The following is a 13,512-nucleotide window of genomic DNA, read 5'->3' as shown; positions in this document are numbered from 1 at the left end:
CCCCCCCCCCCCGGTCCACACCCCTGTCTGCGGCCCCCCCGGGGCTTGTGAATCACGACAACTTCGTTCTCGACGGCGTTAGGCGAGGGGCGGGACGCGCTCGGCCTCCGGCGGCGGCCCAGGCGGGGTGCCGTCCCCGAAGGGACGGCCGCCGAGCTCCTCGCGACCGTGCGGGGTGAGCCAACCGGAGTTGTCGGGTCCGAGCGGGACCACCCCGGACGGGTTCAGCGTGTCGTGCACGCCGTAGTAGTGCTGCTTGATCTGGGCGAAGTCGATGGTGTCGCCGAACCCCGGGGTCTGGAAGAGGTCGCGGGCGTAGGCCCACAGCACCGGCATCTCGGTGAGCTTCTGCCGGTTGCACTTGAAGTGGCCGTGGTAGACGGCGTCGAAGCGGACCAGCGTCACCCACAGCCGCACGTCGGCCTCGGTGATCGTGTCGCCGACCAGGAAGCGGCGGGTGGTCAGCCGGTCGGACAGCGCGTCGAGGCGGGAGAACAGCGCCCGGTACGCCTGCTCGTAGGCGTCCTGGGTGGTGGCGAACCCGCACCGGTAGACGCCGTTGTTGACGTCCTCGTAGACCGCAGCCATGACCTCGTCGATCTCGTCCCGGTGCCGTTCGGGATAGAGGTCGGGCGCGCCGTCGCGGTGCAGCGCGGTCCACTGGGTGGAGAAGTCCAGGGTGAGCTGCTGGAAGCCGTTGCTGGCGACCTTGCCGCTGGCGATCTCCACCATCGCCGGCACCGTGACCCCGGCGTCGAAGTCGGGGTCGGCCTTGCGGTAGGCCTCACCGAGCCACTCGATGCCCAGCACCGGGTCGCGGTTGTCGGGGTCGTTGTGGAAGCGCCAGCTGCGTTCGTCGTGCAGGGGCCCGGCGATGCCCATCGAGATCGCCTGCTCCAGCCCGAGCAGCCGGCGCACGATGACCGACCGGTTCGCCCACGGGCACGCCCTCGCCACGACCAACCGGTAGCGCCCGGCCTCGACGGGCCACGCCGACGACCCGTCGGCGGTGATCCGCTCGTCCAGCCCGACCGGTTCGCGCTCGAACGACCCGGCGTCGGAGTCCGTCGCAGTCATGGGTCCGAACGTAGCCGCGCGGGGCCCTCGGCGCGGCCCGGGAACCTGGTCGGGGTAGTAGGCGGCGACGACGTCCGATAGGCCGGACGCCTACCGGCCGGCGCACACGAGGCGAGCCTGCGCGTCCAGCTCGAACCTCGACACGTTGTCACCACACAGCCCCGTGAGCACGGCCTTGTGTGCCAGACGTCCGTAAGCGGTCACCGGATCCAGGTCTTGGACCCGCACAAGCAGGCTCGAGTAGGCGGCACCGACCAATTCACGCCCACACGAACGTCCGAAGTTTCTCCCCCAGATCCCGGACAGGTATCTGGCGCATGATCTCCTCCGCGTCGAGCAAGGCGGACGCGTCGGAATCGATGCGCCGGACGAGGGTGTCGATGGTGGTCACCATCTCGTCCTCGGCGGCTCGGCACCCGCGCTCACGGGCGACCTGGGCAGCCGCCTCGGGGTCGGCACGGGCGGCGCCGACGACGGCTGACGCACAGCCGGTCGTGGCAAGCGCGAGCAGGGTGCCCACCACCACGAACGTTCGTCGGAACACGGTCGTCGACTCGCAGACGGCCCGTCGCCCGTTACCCTTCGTGCACATGCGGACCTACTCGGCCCCCGGCGCTACTCCATCCGGAGTGGAAACGCTGGTCAGCTGCGCGTCGCGGCTGTCTGGTCCTTGGTGACGTCGTCCTCGGGCTGGTCGTCGGCGAAGACCCACTGCCGCAGCACCAGGAACCGCACGGTGCCGCCGAGCAGGCTCGCCGCCGCTACCGTCGCCGACTCCAGCGCCGGGCTCGGCGACTCCACGAACAGCCCGAGCAGCAGCAGCACGGCCGAGCTGTAGAACGCGTAGAACAGCACCGTGCCGCCGTTCTGCACGGTGTTGCGCCAGCGGTGCACCTCCGCGCCGCCGAAGGTGAACCGGCGGTTGAGCTCGGTGCTCAGCGCGGTGCTCAGCACCAGCGCGATCAGGTTGGCCGGGACGGCGTCGAGCCAGCTGCGCAGGATCAGGAAGACGACGGCGTTGGCGCCGGTGCCGGCGGCGCCGAGCAGCGCGTAGCGCACGATCTGCACGAGCAGTGGGTGCTCCAGGCGGAACCGCGCCCGCCGCACGGCCGGGGCGCCCGTCGCCGCCGTCGTGCCGCCCACCTCGACCGCCCTTCCTCGACCCGCCCCGTGACGGACCATTTCTCCCACGACCGGCCATGGTCGCGCTGTTCCCCAGCTGTGGGAACGCTGTGAACCGGAGAGTACTTCCGGTTCGGCGCGACGTGTGACGGGCATGACTCGGCACTACCCGCCCCGGCGGCGGCCCACACCGGCGGGTGACGGGAAACACCTGCTCAGGGGGCGTGTCGATCGGAGAGCCGGGGGCTCAGACGGCGAGGAAGACCGTCTCCCCCTCGCCGCGCAGCCGGACGTCCCAACGCAGCTCGGCGGGCCCGACCCGCTCGGCGACCAGCGTCGCGGCGCGCTCGGGCGGCAGGCCCGACAGCAGCGGGTCGGTCGCGTTCGCCTCGACCTCGTCGGGGAAGTAGATCCGGCTGACCACCCGGTCGAGCAGGCCGCGGGCGAACACGCTGACGTCGATGTGCGGGGCCTGGCCGTCGCCGAGCGCGCCCGGCTTGACGGTGACGATCCGGTACCGGCCCTCGGCGTCGGTGGACGCGCGGCCGAAGCCGTGGAACCCCGAGCCGCTGGCGCCGCGCGGGTCGTCGGCGTGGTCGAAGCGGCCCTCGGCGTCGGCCTGCCAGGTCTCGACCATGCCGTCGGGGACCACCGCACCGGTGCCGTCGCGGACCACACCGGTGATCGTGATCGCGCCCGGGGCGTCCTCGGGGACCACCAGGTGGCCGGTCGGCCAGGTCAGCCCGAGCGACAGGTACGGGCCGACGGTCTGGGACGGCGTCAGCGCCAACTCACTCTGTGCCGACTCACTCATGGGGCTCCTCGAACGGGGTCTGCTCGCGCCCGCGCAGCACGATGTCGAACCGGTAGGCCAGGGCCCAGTCCGAGACGCTGTTCTCCATGTCGAACGACGAGATCATCCGCTGGCGGGCCTTCTCGTCCGGCACCGAGTTGAAGATCGGGTCGTAGGGGAACAGCGGGTCGCCCGGGAAGTACATCTGGGTGACCAGGCGCTGGGTGAACGACCGGCCGAACACCGAGAAGTGGATGTGCGAGGGGCGCCAGGCGTTGTGGTGGTTGCCCCACGGGTACGGGCCGGGCTTGATCGTGGTGAACGAGTAGTTGCCCGCCGAGTCGGTGACGACCCGGCCGCCGCCGCTGAAGTTGGGGTCCAGCGGGGCGTCGTAGGTGTCGACGGAGTGCGCGTAGCGGCCGCAGGCGTTGGCCTGCCACACCTCGACGAGCGTGTCCGGGATGCCGCGGCCGTCGGAGTCGAGCACCCGGCCGGAGACGATGATCCGCTCCCCGATCGGCGGGGCGGCGTGCTGGCGGGTGAGGTCGTGGTCGTTGGGGCCGATCTCGCCGGTCAGCAGCGGACCGGTGATCTCGGTGAGCCGGTGGCGCAGCACGACCGGGGCCTGCGACGGGGCGCGCAGCCCGGTCGACTTGTAGGGCGGCGAGTCCAGCGGCGGGTGGGTGCCCGGCGGCGGGCGCAGGTAGCCCGCGATCTCCGCGGAGGACGGCTGGTGGATGGTCGCTGGCTTGCTGGGTGTCACAGGGCAGCTCCGTACGGCAGTCCGACGTAGTTCTCGGCCAGTGAGGTGGCGGCGGCGCGGGAGGACACCGTGTACCGCAGCTGCGCGAGCTGCAACTTGCGGCTGAACGGGTCGCCGTCGAACCCGGCGACCCCGCTCGATACCGGGTCGAAGTTGTGCAGCATCGAGGTCATGAACCAGGAGAAGTGCTCGGCCCGCCAGACGCGGCGCAGGCACCGGTCCGAGTAGGTGTCGATGCCGGTCCCGTCGCCGGAGCGCAGCCAGTCGGCCAGCGCATCGGAGAGCACCCGGACGTCGGCGATGGCCAGGTTCATGCCCTTGGCACCGGTGGGCGGGACGATGTGCGCGGCGTCGCCGGCCAGGAACAGCCGGCCGTGGCGCATCGGCTCGGCCACGAAGCTGCGCATCCCGGTCACCCCCTTCTCGATCAGGGGGCCCTCGTTGACCGTGAAGCCGTCGGCGGCCAGGCGCAGCTGCAGCTCGTCCCAGATCCGCGCGTCCGACCAGTCGGCGGCGTCGGTGTCGGGCGGGACCTGCAGGTAGAGGCGGGTGATCTCGGGGCTGCGCATGGAGTAGAGCGCGAAGCCGTTCTCGTGGTTGGCGTAGACGAGCTCGTTCTGCGTGGGCGCGGCCTTGGCCAGGATGCCGAGCCAGGCGAAGGGGTACTCGCGGTCGTAGACCTGCGGCCGGTAGACGCCGCGGCTGACGCCGTGGAAGCCGTCGCACCCGGCGATCGCGTCGCAGCGCAGCTCCTGGCGGCGGCCCTCGGCGTCGGTGAACCCGATGACGGGCGCGTCCGAGGTGGCACCCTCGATCGTCACGTCGCCGACCTCGAAGCGGATGTCGGCGCCGTCGGCGAGCCGGGCCGCGATGATGTCCTTCACGACCTCCTGCTGGCCGTAGACGGTGATCCCGCGGCCGACGAGGTCGGCGAAGTCGATGCGGTGGTCGCCGCCGTCGAAGCGCAGCGAGATGCCCTCGTGCGGCATGCCCTCGCGGTCGAGGCGGTCGGCCAGGCCGACCTCGCGCAGCAGTTCGACGGTGGGGTGCTCGAGGACGCCCGCGCGCACCCGCTGCTCGACGTAGCCGCGGCTGCGCGACTCCAGCACGACGGACTCGATCCCCCGGCGGGCCAGGAGGTGCGACAACAGCAGCCCTGCCGGTCCGGCCCCCACGATCCCCACCTGGGTGCGCATGCCCGGAGGGTGGCCCACCGGGGCGCCCGGGCTCGACTCCGCTTCCGCTCAACGGAAGAATGGTCGGGTGGGTGAGTCGGTGACCGAGCGCGTGCTCTCCGTGCTGGCCGCGTTCAGCGCCGAGCGCCCGGAGCTGACCCTGACCGAGATCAGCAGGCGGGCCGGGCTGCCGCTGACCACCACCCACCGCATCGTCGGCGAGCTGGCCGCGTGGGGCGCGCTGGAGCGCCAGGCCGGCTGCTACCGGATCGGGCTGCGGCTGTGGGAGGTCGGCTCGCTGGCCCCGCGCGGGCTGGGCCTGCGCGAGACGGCGATGCCGTTCCTGGAGGACCTCTACGAGGTCACCCGGCAGAACGTGCAGCTCGCGGTGCTCGACGGCACCGACGCGGTGTACGTGGAGCGGATCTCCGGTCGCGGCGCGGTGAACGTGATCACCCGGGTCGGCGGCCGGCTGCCACTGCACGCCACCGGCGTCGGGCTGGTGCTGCTCGCGCACGCCGGCGCCGACCTGCAGGAGCAGGTGCTGGCCGGGCCGCTGCGCCGCTACACGGCGAAGACGATCTGCGTGCCCGCGCAGCTGCGTCGGGTGCTGGCCGACGTGCGCCGCGAGGGCGTGGCGATCACCGACGGCATGATCGAGCTGATCGCGCTGTCGATCGCCGCACCCGTGCGCGACGCCCGCGGTGACGTGACCGCGGCGCTGTCGGTCGTGGTCCCCTCCGAGGGCACCGACGCGCGCGCGTACGTGCCCGCAGTGCGCGCGGCGGCCCGGGCCATCTCGCGCGCGCTCGGCGCCCCCGACCGCCCGCGCTCCGCCGTCGGCGGCGGCATCATCATCCAGCCGCCCCCGGTTCAGGAAAGCCACGATGCTGCCCTCTGAGGGCAGCATCGTGGCTTTCCTGAACCTCGGGGAGGGGCGGGCGGAGGGGGAGACGAGGCGCGCGGGGCCTTGCGCTCCGGTCGGCACCGGCACAACGATCACCGCGTGGACGTCGTGGAGTTCCGGCCGCGCCCGGAGCAGTACGCCTGGACCTTCGGCGGCGCGGCGCCGACGCACCGGATCAAGCCGGGCACGGCGCTGCGGCTGTGGACCGAGGACGCCTTCTCCGGGCGCCTGCAGCGGACCTCCGACCTGCCCTCGCAGGTGCTCGACATGACCGAGGTCAACCCGCAGACCGGCCCTTTCCACGTCGAGGGCGCGCAGCCCGGCGACACGTTGGCGATCCACATCGCCGACCTCACCCCGGCCCGCGACTGGGCGGCCTCCACCACGATCCCGTTCTTCGGCGCGCTCACCGGCACCGACCGCACCGCGCTGCTGCAGCAGCCGCTGCCCGAGCAGACCTGGATCTACCAGCTCGACCGGGCCGCGGGCACGGTGCTGTTCGAGGCCCAGCGCTCCTCGCTGCGCCTGCAGCTGCCGCTGGCGCCGATGCTGGGCACGATCGGGGTGGCCCCGGCCGGGCGCGAGGTGCGCACGAGCCTGGTGCCCGACAAGTTCGGCGGCAACATGGACACCCCGGAGATGCGCACGGGCACCACCTGCTACCTGGGGGTCAACGTCGAGGGCGCGCTGTTCTCGGTCGGTGACGGGCACTACCGCCAGGGCGAGGGCGAGAGCTGCGGCACCGCCGTCGAGGGCGCCATGGACGTCACCCTGGTCGTCGACCTGATCAAAGGTGGAGCCCCGGAGTGGCCGCGGCTGGAGCACGACGAGGACTACTGCGTCGTCGGCTCGTCGCGCCCGCTGGAGGACGCGTGGCGGGCGAGCCAGGTAGGCATGATCGGCTGGCTCGGCGAGCTCTACGGGCTCGACCCGCTCGACGCCTACCAGCTGCTCACCCAGATCAGCCGGTCGCCGCTGGCCAACGTCGTGGACACCAACTACAGCGCGGTGACCAAGGTGGAGAAGGCGCTGCTGCCCGGCGGCGACGCGTACGACGGCATGCACCGCAGGCTGCGCGAGCTCGCCCGGACGATCTGAGAGGGACCGAGATGGATCTTCAGTTGGACGGGCGCGTCGCGCTGGTCACGGGCGGCACCAAGGGCATCGGCCGGGCCGTGGTCGAGGGGCTGGCCGCGGAGGGCGCGAAGGTCGCCTTCTGCGCCCGCACCGCCGCCGACGTCGGCAAGGCCGAGCAGGAGCTGCGCGACGCCGGCCACGACGTCGCCGGCACCGCGCTCGACGTCGCCGACGGCGCCGCGCTGGCCGCGTGGGTGGCCGCGTCGGCGGAGCGCTTCGGCGGCATCGACGCGGTCGTCGCCAACGTGAGCGCACTGGCCATCGGCCCGGACCCGGACTTCTGGCGGCAGAGCTTCGAGGTCGACCTGATGCACACCGTGCGGGTCGTCGAGGCCGCGCTGCCGCACCTGGAGGCCAGCGGCGTCGGCTCGGTCGTCGCGGTGTCCAGCGTGTCCGGCCGGGAGATCGACTTCACCGCCGGGCCGTACGGGGTGATGAAGTCCGCGCTGGTGCACTACACGTCGGGGCTGGCCTACCAGCACGCCGGCAAGGTGCGCGCCAACACGGTGTCGCCGGGCAACACCTACTTCGACGGCGGGGTCTGGCAGAACATCGAGCAGAACAACCGCGAGCTGTTCGACACCGCGCTCGGGCTCAACCCGACCGGCCGGATGGCGACCCCGGAGGAGGTGGCCTACGGCGTGGTCATGCTGACCAGCCCCCGGGCCAGCTTCATCACCGGCACCCACCTGGTCGTCGACGGGGCCCTGACCCGAGGAGTGCAACTGTAGTGCGCGAGTTCCGCGTCGAGATCCCCGACGAGCAGCTGGCCGACCTGCGCGAGCGGCTGGCCCGCACGCGCTGGCCGGAGCAGGCCACCGTCGAGGGCTGGACCCAGGGCGTCCCGCTGGACTACGCCAAGGAGCTGTGCGCCTACTGGGCGAGCGAGTACGACTGGCGCCGCTGCGAGGCCGAGCTCAACTCGCGCCCGCAGTTCCGCACGGTCCTCGACGGCGGCGGCGACGACTCGCTGGGCGTGCACTTCATCCACGCCCGGTCCCGCCACCCCGGCGCCCTGCCGCTGCTGCTCACCCACGGCTGGCCCGGCTCGGTCGTGGAGTTCCTCGGCGTGCTGGACGCGCTCACCGACCCGCCCGACCCGGCCGACGCGTTCCACGTCGTGGTGCCGTCGCTGCCCGGCTACGGGTTCAGCGACAAGCCGCGGGTGGACGGCTGGGGCGTGGAGCGGATCGCCACCGCGTGGGCGCAGCTGATGGACCGGCTCGACTACGACCGCTACGGCGCACAGGGCGGCGACTGGGGCTCGATGGTGACCTCGGCGCTGGCCATCGGTGTGCCGGAGAACCTGGTCGGCATCCACCTGACGATGCCGGTGGCCTCGCCGCCCCCGGAGGGCGAGCAGCAGCCGCTGTCGGAGTCGGAGAAGGCGGCCGCCGCCGCGAGCAAGGTGTTCCAGCGGCAGGGCACCGGCTACTCGGCCGAGCAGTCGACCCGCCCGCAGACCCTGGGCTACGGCCTGCTGGACTCCCCCGCCGCGCAGTGCACGTGGATCGTGGAGAAGTTCTGGGACTGGACCGACTGCGCCGGCCACCCGGAGAACGTGATCAGCCGCGACCGGCTCCTGGACAACGTGATGCTCTACTGGCTGCCCGGCACCGGCGCGTCGTCGGCCCGGCTGTACTGGGAGAGCTTCGGGCGCAGGCGGCTCGACCAGATCGATGTGCCGACCGGGATCACGATGTTCCCGCAGGAGCTGGTCCGCCTGCCCCGGCACTGGCTGGAGCGCCGGTTCACCGACCTGCGGCACTGGAGCGAGCAGCCCACCGGCGGGCACTTCGCCAGCCTGGAGCAGCCCGAGGTCTTCGTCGACGAGCTGCGCACCTTCTTCAGGCCGTTGCGCGGTTCGTGACCGTGCGCAGCAACAGGTTCATCGCGATGTCGGTGGAGCGCTCGCGGATGTCGGAGCGGGCGCCGGGCATGTGCGGGTCGCGGGCGAGGACGAGGCCATCGGCCGTGGTCAGGCAGAAGCAGACGTAGCCGACGGGCTTGGCCTCGGTGCCGCCGCCCGGGCCGGCCACGCCGGTGATCCCGATGCCGACGTCGGCGCCGAAGCGCTCCCGGGCGCCGTCGGCCAGCGCCCTGGCCACCTCCGGGGACACCGCGCCGTGCTCGGCGATCATCTCCGCCGGCACGCCCAGCAGGGCAGTCTTGGCCTCGTTCGAGTAGGCGACGACGCCGCCGGCCACGTAGGCGGACGAACCGGCCCGGTCGACCAGCCGGGACGCCAGCATGCCGCCCGTGCAGGACTCGCCGGTCGCGACCGTCCAGCCGCGCTCGACCAGCCCGCGGGCCACCAGCTCGTCGGTGGTGGTGCCGTCGTCGCTGACCAGGTGCCGGGCGTGCCGGGCGGCCAGCTCGGCGTGCAGCTCGTCGGCGGCGGCCAGCGCCTGCGGGCCGGGCCGCAGGTCGACCTCCAGCTCCGAGCGGCGCAGGCAGGTGGTCACCTCGATGCCGGACAGGTCGCGCCGCGCGCCGATCTCGCGCAGCGTGGCCGCGATCTCCGACTCGGGCAGCCCGAAGTAGCGCAGCGAGCGCGGGTGCGCGGCCGGCACGGTGGCCAGCAGCTCGCGCACGGGCGCCGAGTCCAGCGCCTTCGGCCACACGGCCTGCAGCTCGCGGGGCGGCCCGGGCAGCACGACGACCAGCGGCCCGCCCTCCCGCGGCACCACCAGGCCGGGCGCGGTGCCGGCCGGCGGCAGCGCGACCGCGCCCCGCGGCACCATCGCCTGCTTGCGGGTGGCCTCGTCGAGCGCCTCCCCGGCGAACCCCGTGCGCGCGGCCCACGCGGCGAGCCGGGCGTCGATGTGGACCCGCATGTCCTCGTCGAGCTCCATCTCCAGCCCGGCGAACGCCGCGACGACGTCGGCGGTGAGGTCGTCGGCCGTGGGGCCGAGCCCCCCGCTGGTGACGACGAGGGCGCACCGGGCGTCGGCGGCGAACCGCAGCGCGGCGGCCAGGTCGTCGGGCCGGTCGCCCACCGTCAGGATGTGCGAGACCTCGAAGCCCAGCCCGACCAGCTCCCGCGACAGCCACGGCCCGTTGCGGTCGGAGATGGCCCCGGTCAGCAGCTCGCTCCCGGTGACGACGACGGCGGCCCGCGGCCGCTCACCTGCGCTCACCAGCCGACGCTATCCCGCCCGCCGCGCCCGCGCGAGGCTCCCGCTGCGCGCCCGGGCGCCGTCCTAGCCGGCGACCGCCTCGAACGCCTCCCGCACCGACGCGCCGCCCACCTCCACCGCCTCGGTGATCGGGCCGCGCTCCACGCAGAGCGCACCCACGCCGACCGACCGGGACGGCCCGATCGCGGCCAGGTGCCCCGGGCCCCGGTCGGGGTGCGCGGCGTCGGTGACCAGCCGCAGGTCGGAGCCGTAGCGGCGGGACCCCTGGGCGAGCGTGCCCAGACCGGGCACCAGCCGATCCAGGGTGCGCGCCCACAGCGAGAGCCCGGCGTCGGCGTCGGGGTGCAGGTCGTCGGTTCCCCGGCAGAGCAGGGCCAGCACGTGGGTGGCGCCGCCGCGCAGGGCCCTGGCCATCGCCAGCGGCTCACCGACCGAGCCGTCGACCCAGCGGCGCCCGCCGTACTCGACCGGCGGGCCGGCCAGCAGCGGGATGGTGGCGCTGGCCCGCAGCGCGCGGCGCCAGTCGTCGACGTCGGCCATCCCGGTGAGGGTGTGCGGTCGCAGGTCGGCGGCGTCGGTGGCCACGACGTGCAGGGTGGCCGGCGTGCTGCCCAGCGCCGCCCAGTCCATCGGTTTGCGCGTGCTGAGCACGTCGACCAGGTGGTTGAGGGCGACCACGGGGCGGCGGGTGCCCAGCCGGCGCATGTCGATGAACACCTGGGTGCACAGGTCCTCTGAGAAGCACGCCGCGCACTCCTCGGCGTCGCCGGTGAGGAACGCGGCCGCGCTGTAGGAGCCCGACGACGCGCCGTAGACCTCGTCGAAGCCGGGCCGCAGGCCGAGCCGGTCGAGGTCGCGCAGCATCCCGGCGACGTAGGCCCCGCGCATGCCGCCACCGCCGATGACCAGCGCCACCCGGTGCTCGTCCGAGCGGGCCCCGGGGACCGAGCCCTCGGACCGCCGGTCCGCCAGTACCTGCAACACCTCGCGGTCGCCGTGCAGGAAGGGGACCGCGTGCGTCGTCACCACGGCTCCCGAGGGTACGGGGCCCCGCGGCGCGGCGTCGCGAGGACGGGTCGCCAGGACCGACGCGATGATCGCCGGTCCGGCAGGATGTCCGGCCATGAGCAACTCCGTGTCGGACGACCCGACGGCGGGCGCGGCGGAGGGCGGGGTCGACTCGGCCCCGCTCGGGCTGGTCCCGATGACCCCCGAGCAGGACGGCCGACCGGCGCGCGTCCGGATCCAGCGCCGCGTCGAGTGGGCCCAGACCGACGCGGCGGGCCACCACCACTGGTCGTCGGTGCTGCACTGGGCCGAGCAGGCCGAGACCGTGCTGCACGAGCGGCTCGGCATCGCGGGCCGCACGTTCGGCCGGGAGCCCCGCGTGCACCTGAGCATGGACTTCTCCGGGCGGCTGTACTTCCGCGACCTGGTGGAGATCGAGATCTGGGTGCGGCAGGTCGGCACGTCCTCGGTGCGCTACGCCTTCACCGTCACCCGGGCGGGTGAGCCCGCGGCGTCCGGGGAGATGGTGGCCGTGCACGTCGACGCGGGGTCGGGCCGCCCGCAGCCCTGGCCGCAGGACCTCCGCGACGCGCTGACCGGCGGTGGAGAGCAGGTTCCGGAGCTGGTCGGGGCGGGGTGAGGGGTCCGGGGTGTTGTTGTGTGCCCGACTCGCCCGCCCGTAGGGTTGGCCGACATGAGCGGTGATCCACCCGAGGACCCCCGAGCCACGAACGGCAGTGTCGACGCCGGCATCGAGGAGGTCGATGCCGCCGACTTCGCGGCCGGGGAGATCGACGAGGTCGTCCGCTTCGACGTGGTCGACCACGGCGACGCGGCCCGTGTCGTGCACGTCGTGGGTGAGATCGACACGCTGACGGCGCCGGTGCTGCGCACCCGGCTCGACGAGCACCTCGCCGAGGTCCCGCTGCTCGTGCTCGACCTGTCCGCGGTCACGTTCCTCGGCTCGGCCGGGCTGGCCGTGCTGGTCGCGGCCAAGGACGAGGCCGACCGGCACAGCCACACGTTCCGGCTGGTGCCGGGCTCGCGGATCGTCGTGCGGGCGCTGGAGGCCACCGGCCTGCTCACCCTGTTCGAACTGGCCGACAGCACCGCGGAGGCGCTCGCGAAGTAGCCCGGCGCTGCCACCCACCCGACCGGGCGGGTGGAAAGACCTGCGGGAACCCGCCGAAATCCGGCACGACCGCTGCCCGCGGTGCCATGGTGGCGGGATGGACGGTCTCGACCTGACCGCGCTCGGCGCGTCCGGGATCGCCGCGCTGGTGCACGACGGCCGGACCAGCGCGGTCGAGGTGGCGCGCGCCCACCTCGCCCGGATCGCCGAGCGCGACGCCGTGGTCGGCGCCTTCCAGGCCCACGACCCCCGCCGGGTGCTGCTGGAGGCCGAGGCGGTCGACGGCCGCGCCGACCGCTTCGCCCTGCCACTGGCCGGCGTGCCGGTGGCGGTGAAGGACAACGTCGACGTGGCCGGCTACCCCACCCGCCACGGCTCGACCGCCACCTCCGACGAGCCGGCCCGCCGCGACGACGAGCTGGTCCGCCGGCTGCGCGCGGCCGGGGCGGTGATCATGGGCAAGACCCGGATGCCGGAGCTGGCGATCTGGGGGTTCACCCACTCGGCGCTGGGCGTCACCCGCAACCCGGACGACCCGGCGCGCGACCCGGGCGGGTCGAGCGGCGGCAGCGCGGCCGCGGTGGCGGCGGGCATGGCGACGCTGGCGCTGGGCACCGACGGGGGCGGGTCGATCCGGATCCCGGCGGCGTACTGCGGGCTGGTGGGGCTCAAGCCGGGGCGCGGGGTGGTCCCGCTGCCCGGCGGCGCCGAGGAGCACTGGTGCGGGATGAGCGTGGCCGGCCCGATCGCGCGCACCGCCGCCGACGCCGCCCTGATGTTCGACGTCCTGCGCGGCGGCGGCGAGGACGACGGGAGCCGGCCGGACGCCGCCGACGACCCGGCCTGGCCGGGCAGCGCGGTGCTGTCGCTGGCCAGCCCGTTCCCGCTCGGCAGGCTGCACCCCGACCACCGGGCCGCCGCCGTGGGCGCGGTGGCGCGGCTGCGCGCGGAGGGCACCGCGGTGCTGGTGGCAGACCCGCCCTACCCGCGCACGCTGACCTCGCAGTGGACCCGACGCTGGCACGCCGGCGTCGCCCGCGACGTCGCCGACCTGGGCCTGGCGCGCGGCGCCATCGAGCACCGCACGGCGACGCTGGCCCGCAAGGGCCGGCGCGCGCAGCGCCTGGCCCGCCCCGACGAGCGCGCCCCGCAGCGCTGGCGCGAGCGCTTCCTGACCTGGTTCGACGGCCACGACCTGCTGGTCACCCCGGCCACCGCCACCGGCCCGTTCGCGGCGGGCCGCCCGCGCGGGCGGCGC

The 13,512-nt window shown here is 74.0% G+C and carries 15 protein-coding genes; 7 read left to right on the top strand and 8 right to left on the bottom strand.

The genetic code is table 11. The features are described 5' to 3' along the window. Positions 1-78: 78 nt before the first annotated feature. From KIK08_RS30500 to KIK08_RS30475, 6 genes are all read right to left on the bottom strand, one after another. Positions 79-1,077 carry a glutathione S-transferase family protein gene (locus KIK08_RS30500; protein ID WP_214406761.1) on the bottom strand — a complete coding sequence of 333 codons (999 nt, stop codon included), beginning with the start codon at positions 1,075-1,077 and terminating at the stop codon, positions 79-81. 259 nt (positions 1,078-1,336) lie between these two features. Next, the gene (locus KIK08_RS30495) at positions 1,337-1,597 is read right to left on the bottom strand and encodes a hypothetical protein (protein WP_214406760.1); all 261 of its coding nucleotides are present in this window, start codon (positions 1,595-1,597) and stop codon (positions 1,337-1,339) included. A 122-nt stretch (positions 1,598-1,719) separates the two neighbouring features. Continuing rightward, complete coding sequence (locus tag KIK08_RS30490) at positions 1,720-2,220, bottom strand: GtrA family protein (protein WP_214406759.1); 501 nt, start codon at positions 2,218-2,220, stop codon at positions 1,720-1,722. Between the two features lie 226 nt (positions 2,221-2,446). Further along, positions 2,447-3,013, bottom strand: coding sequence for a protocatechuate 3,4-dioxygenase subunit alpha (pcaG, locus tag KIK08_RS30485; protein ID WP_214406758.1), 567 nt, complete (start codon positions 3,011-3,013; stop codon positions 2,447-2,449). Then, entirely contained in the window at positions 3,006-3,755 is a 750-nt protein-coding gene (pcaH, locus tag KIK08_RS30480) for a protocatechuate 3,4-dioxygenase subunit beta (protein ID WP_408004759.1), read from the bottom strand. Before pcaH ends, pcaG begins: the two co-directional genes overlap by 8 nt. Continuing rightward, on the bottom strand, positions 3,752-4,951 hold the full coding sequence (locus tag KIK08_RS30475; protein WP_214406757.1) for a 4-hydroxybenzoate 3-monooxygenase: 1,200 nt from the start codon (positions 4,949-4,951) through the stop codon (positions 3,752-3,754). The genes pcaH and KIK08_RS30475 overlap by 4 nt, the downstream gene beginning before the upstream one ends. Before the next feature lie 67 nt (positions 4,952-5,018). Between KIK08_RS30475 and KIK08_RS30470 the strand changes: the two genes are divergently transcribed. The 4 genes from KIK08_RS30470 to KIK08_RS30455 all read left to right on the top strand — a co-directional run bounded on the left by KIK08_RS30470 (position 5,019) and on the right by KIK08_RS30455 (position 8,844). Next, on the top strand, positions 5,019-5,831 hold the full coding sequence (locus KIK08_RS30470) for an IclR family transcriptional regulator (protein ID WP_308257994.1): 813 nt from the start codon (positions 5,019-5,021) through the stop codon (positions 5,829-5,831). 105 nt (positions 5,832-5,936) lie between these two features. Further along, positions 5,937-6,935: an acetamidase/formamidase family protein gene (locus KIK08_RS30465; protein ID WP_214406756.1), complete on the top strand. Its 999-nt coding sequence runs from the start codon at positions 5,937-5,939 to the stop codon at positions 6,933-6,935. A gap of 11 nt (positions 6,936-6,946) precedes the next feature. Next, complete coding sequence (locus KIK08_RS30460) at positions 6,947-7,705, top strand: SDR family NAD(P)-dependent oxidoreductase (protein ID WP_214406755.1); 759 nt, start codon at positions 6,947-6,949, stop codon at positions 7,703-7,705. Continuing rightward, on the top strand, positions 7,705-8,844 hold the full coding sequence (locus tag KIK08_RS30455; RefSeq protein ID WP_214406754.1) for an epoxide hydrolase family protein: 1,140 nt from the start codon (positions 7,705-7,707) through the stop codon (positions 8,842-8,844). The genes KIK08_RS30460 and KIK08_RS30455 overlap by 1 nt, the downstream gene beginning before the upstream one ends. Here KIK08_RS30455 and KIK08_RS30450 read toward each other — a convergent pair. Both KIK08_RS30450 and KIK08_RS30445 read right to left on the bottom strand, forming a co-directional pair. Further along, positions 8,822-10,114, bottom strand: a complete 1,293-nt coding sequence (locus tag KIK08_RS30450) for a competence/damage-inducible protein A (RefSeq protein WP_308257993.1) — start codon at positions 10,112-10,114, stop codon at positions 8,822-8,824. The genes KIK08_RS30455 and KIK08_RS30450 overlap by 23 nt on opposite strands. A gap of 63 nt (positions 10,115-10,177) precedes the next feature. Further along, positions 10,178-11,143 (bottom strand): patatin-like phospholipase family protein, encoded by a 966-nt coding sequence (locus tag KIK08_RS30445; protein ID WP_214406753.1) that lies wholly within the window; start codon positions 11,141-11,143, stop codon positions 10,178-10,180. 94 nt (positions 11,144-11,237) lie between these two features. Here KIK08_RS30445 and KIK08_RS30440 point away from each other — a divergent pair, with 94 nt between their 5' ends. From KIK08_RS30440 to KIK08_RS30430, 3 genes are all read left to right on the top strand, one after another. After that, positions 11,238-11,762 carry an acyl-CoA thioesterase gene (locus KIK08_RS30440; RefSeq protein ID WP_214406752.1) on the top strand — a complete coding sequence of 175 codons (525 nt, stop codon included), beginning with the start codon at positions 11,238-11,240 and terminating at the stop codon, positions 11,760-11,762. Positions 11,763-11,816: 54 nt separating this feature from the next. Further along, positions 11,817-12,254 carry an STAS domain-containing protein gene (locus KIK08_RS30435; RefSeq protein WP_214406751.1) on the top strand — a complete coding sequence of 146 codons (438 nt, stop codon included), beginning with the start codon at positions 11,817-11,819 and terminating at the stop codon, positions 12,252-12,254. Positions 12,255-12,351: 97 nt separating this feature from the next. Next, the coding region (locus KIK08_RS30430; RefSeq protein WP_214406750.1) for an amidase at positions 12,352-13,512 on the top strand (1,161 nt) is incomplete at its 3' end.

The organism is Pseudonocardia lacus, from assembly GCF_018531445.1.
GTDB lineage: Bacteria > Actinomycetota > Actinomycetes > Mycobacteriales > Pseudonocardiaceae > Pseudonocardia > Pseudonocardia lacus.
This window is presented reverse-complemented; position numbering and strand designations above follow the sequence as displayed.

Bases quoted from the DNA above. Each gene is read 5' to 3' on its own strand.
- KIK08_RS30435 (WP_214406751.1), top strand. From the start codon at position 11,817: ATGAGCGGTGATCCACCCGAGGACCCCCGAGCCACGAACGGCAGTGTC.
- KIK08_RS30500 (WP_214406761.1), bottom strand. From the start codon at position 1,077: ATGACTGCGACGGACTCCGACGCCGGGTCGTTCGAGCGCGAACCGGTC.
- KIK08_RS30460 (WP_214406755.1), top strand. From the start codon at position 6,947: ATGGATCTTCAGTTGGACGGGCGCGTCGCGCTGGTCACGGGCGGCACC.
- KIK08_RS30440 (WP_214406752.1), top strand. From the start codon at position 11,238: ATGAGCAACTCCGTGTCGGACGACCCGACGGCGGGCGCGGCGGAGGGC.
- pcaG (WP_214406758.1), bottom strand. From the start codon at position 3,013: ATGAGTGAGTCGGCACAGAGTGAGTTGGCGCTGACGCCGTCCCAGACC.
- KIK08_RS30475 (WP_214406757.1), bottom strand. From the start codon at position 4,951: ATGCGCACCCAGGTGGGGATCGTGGGGGCCGGACCGGCAGGGCTGCTG.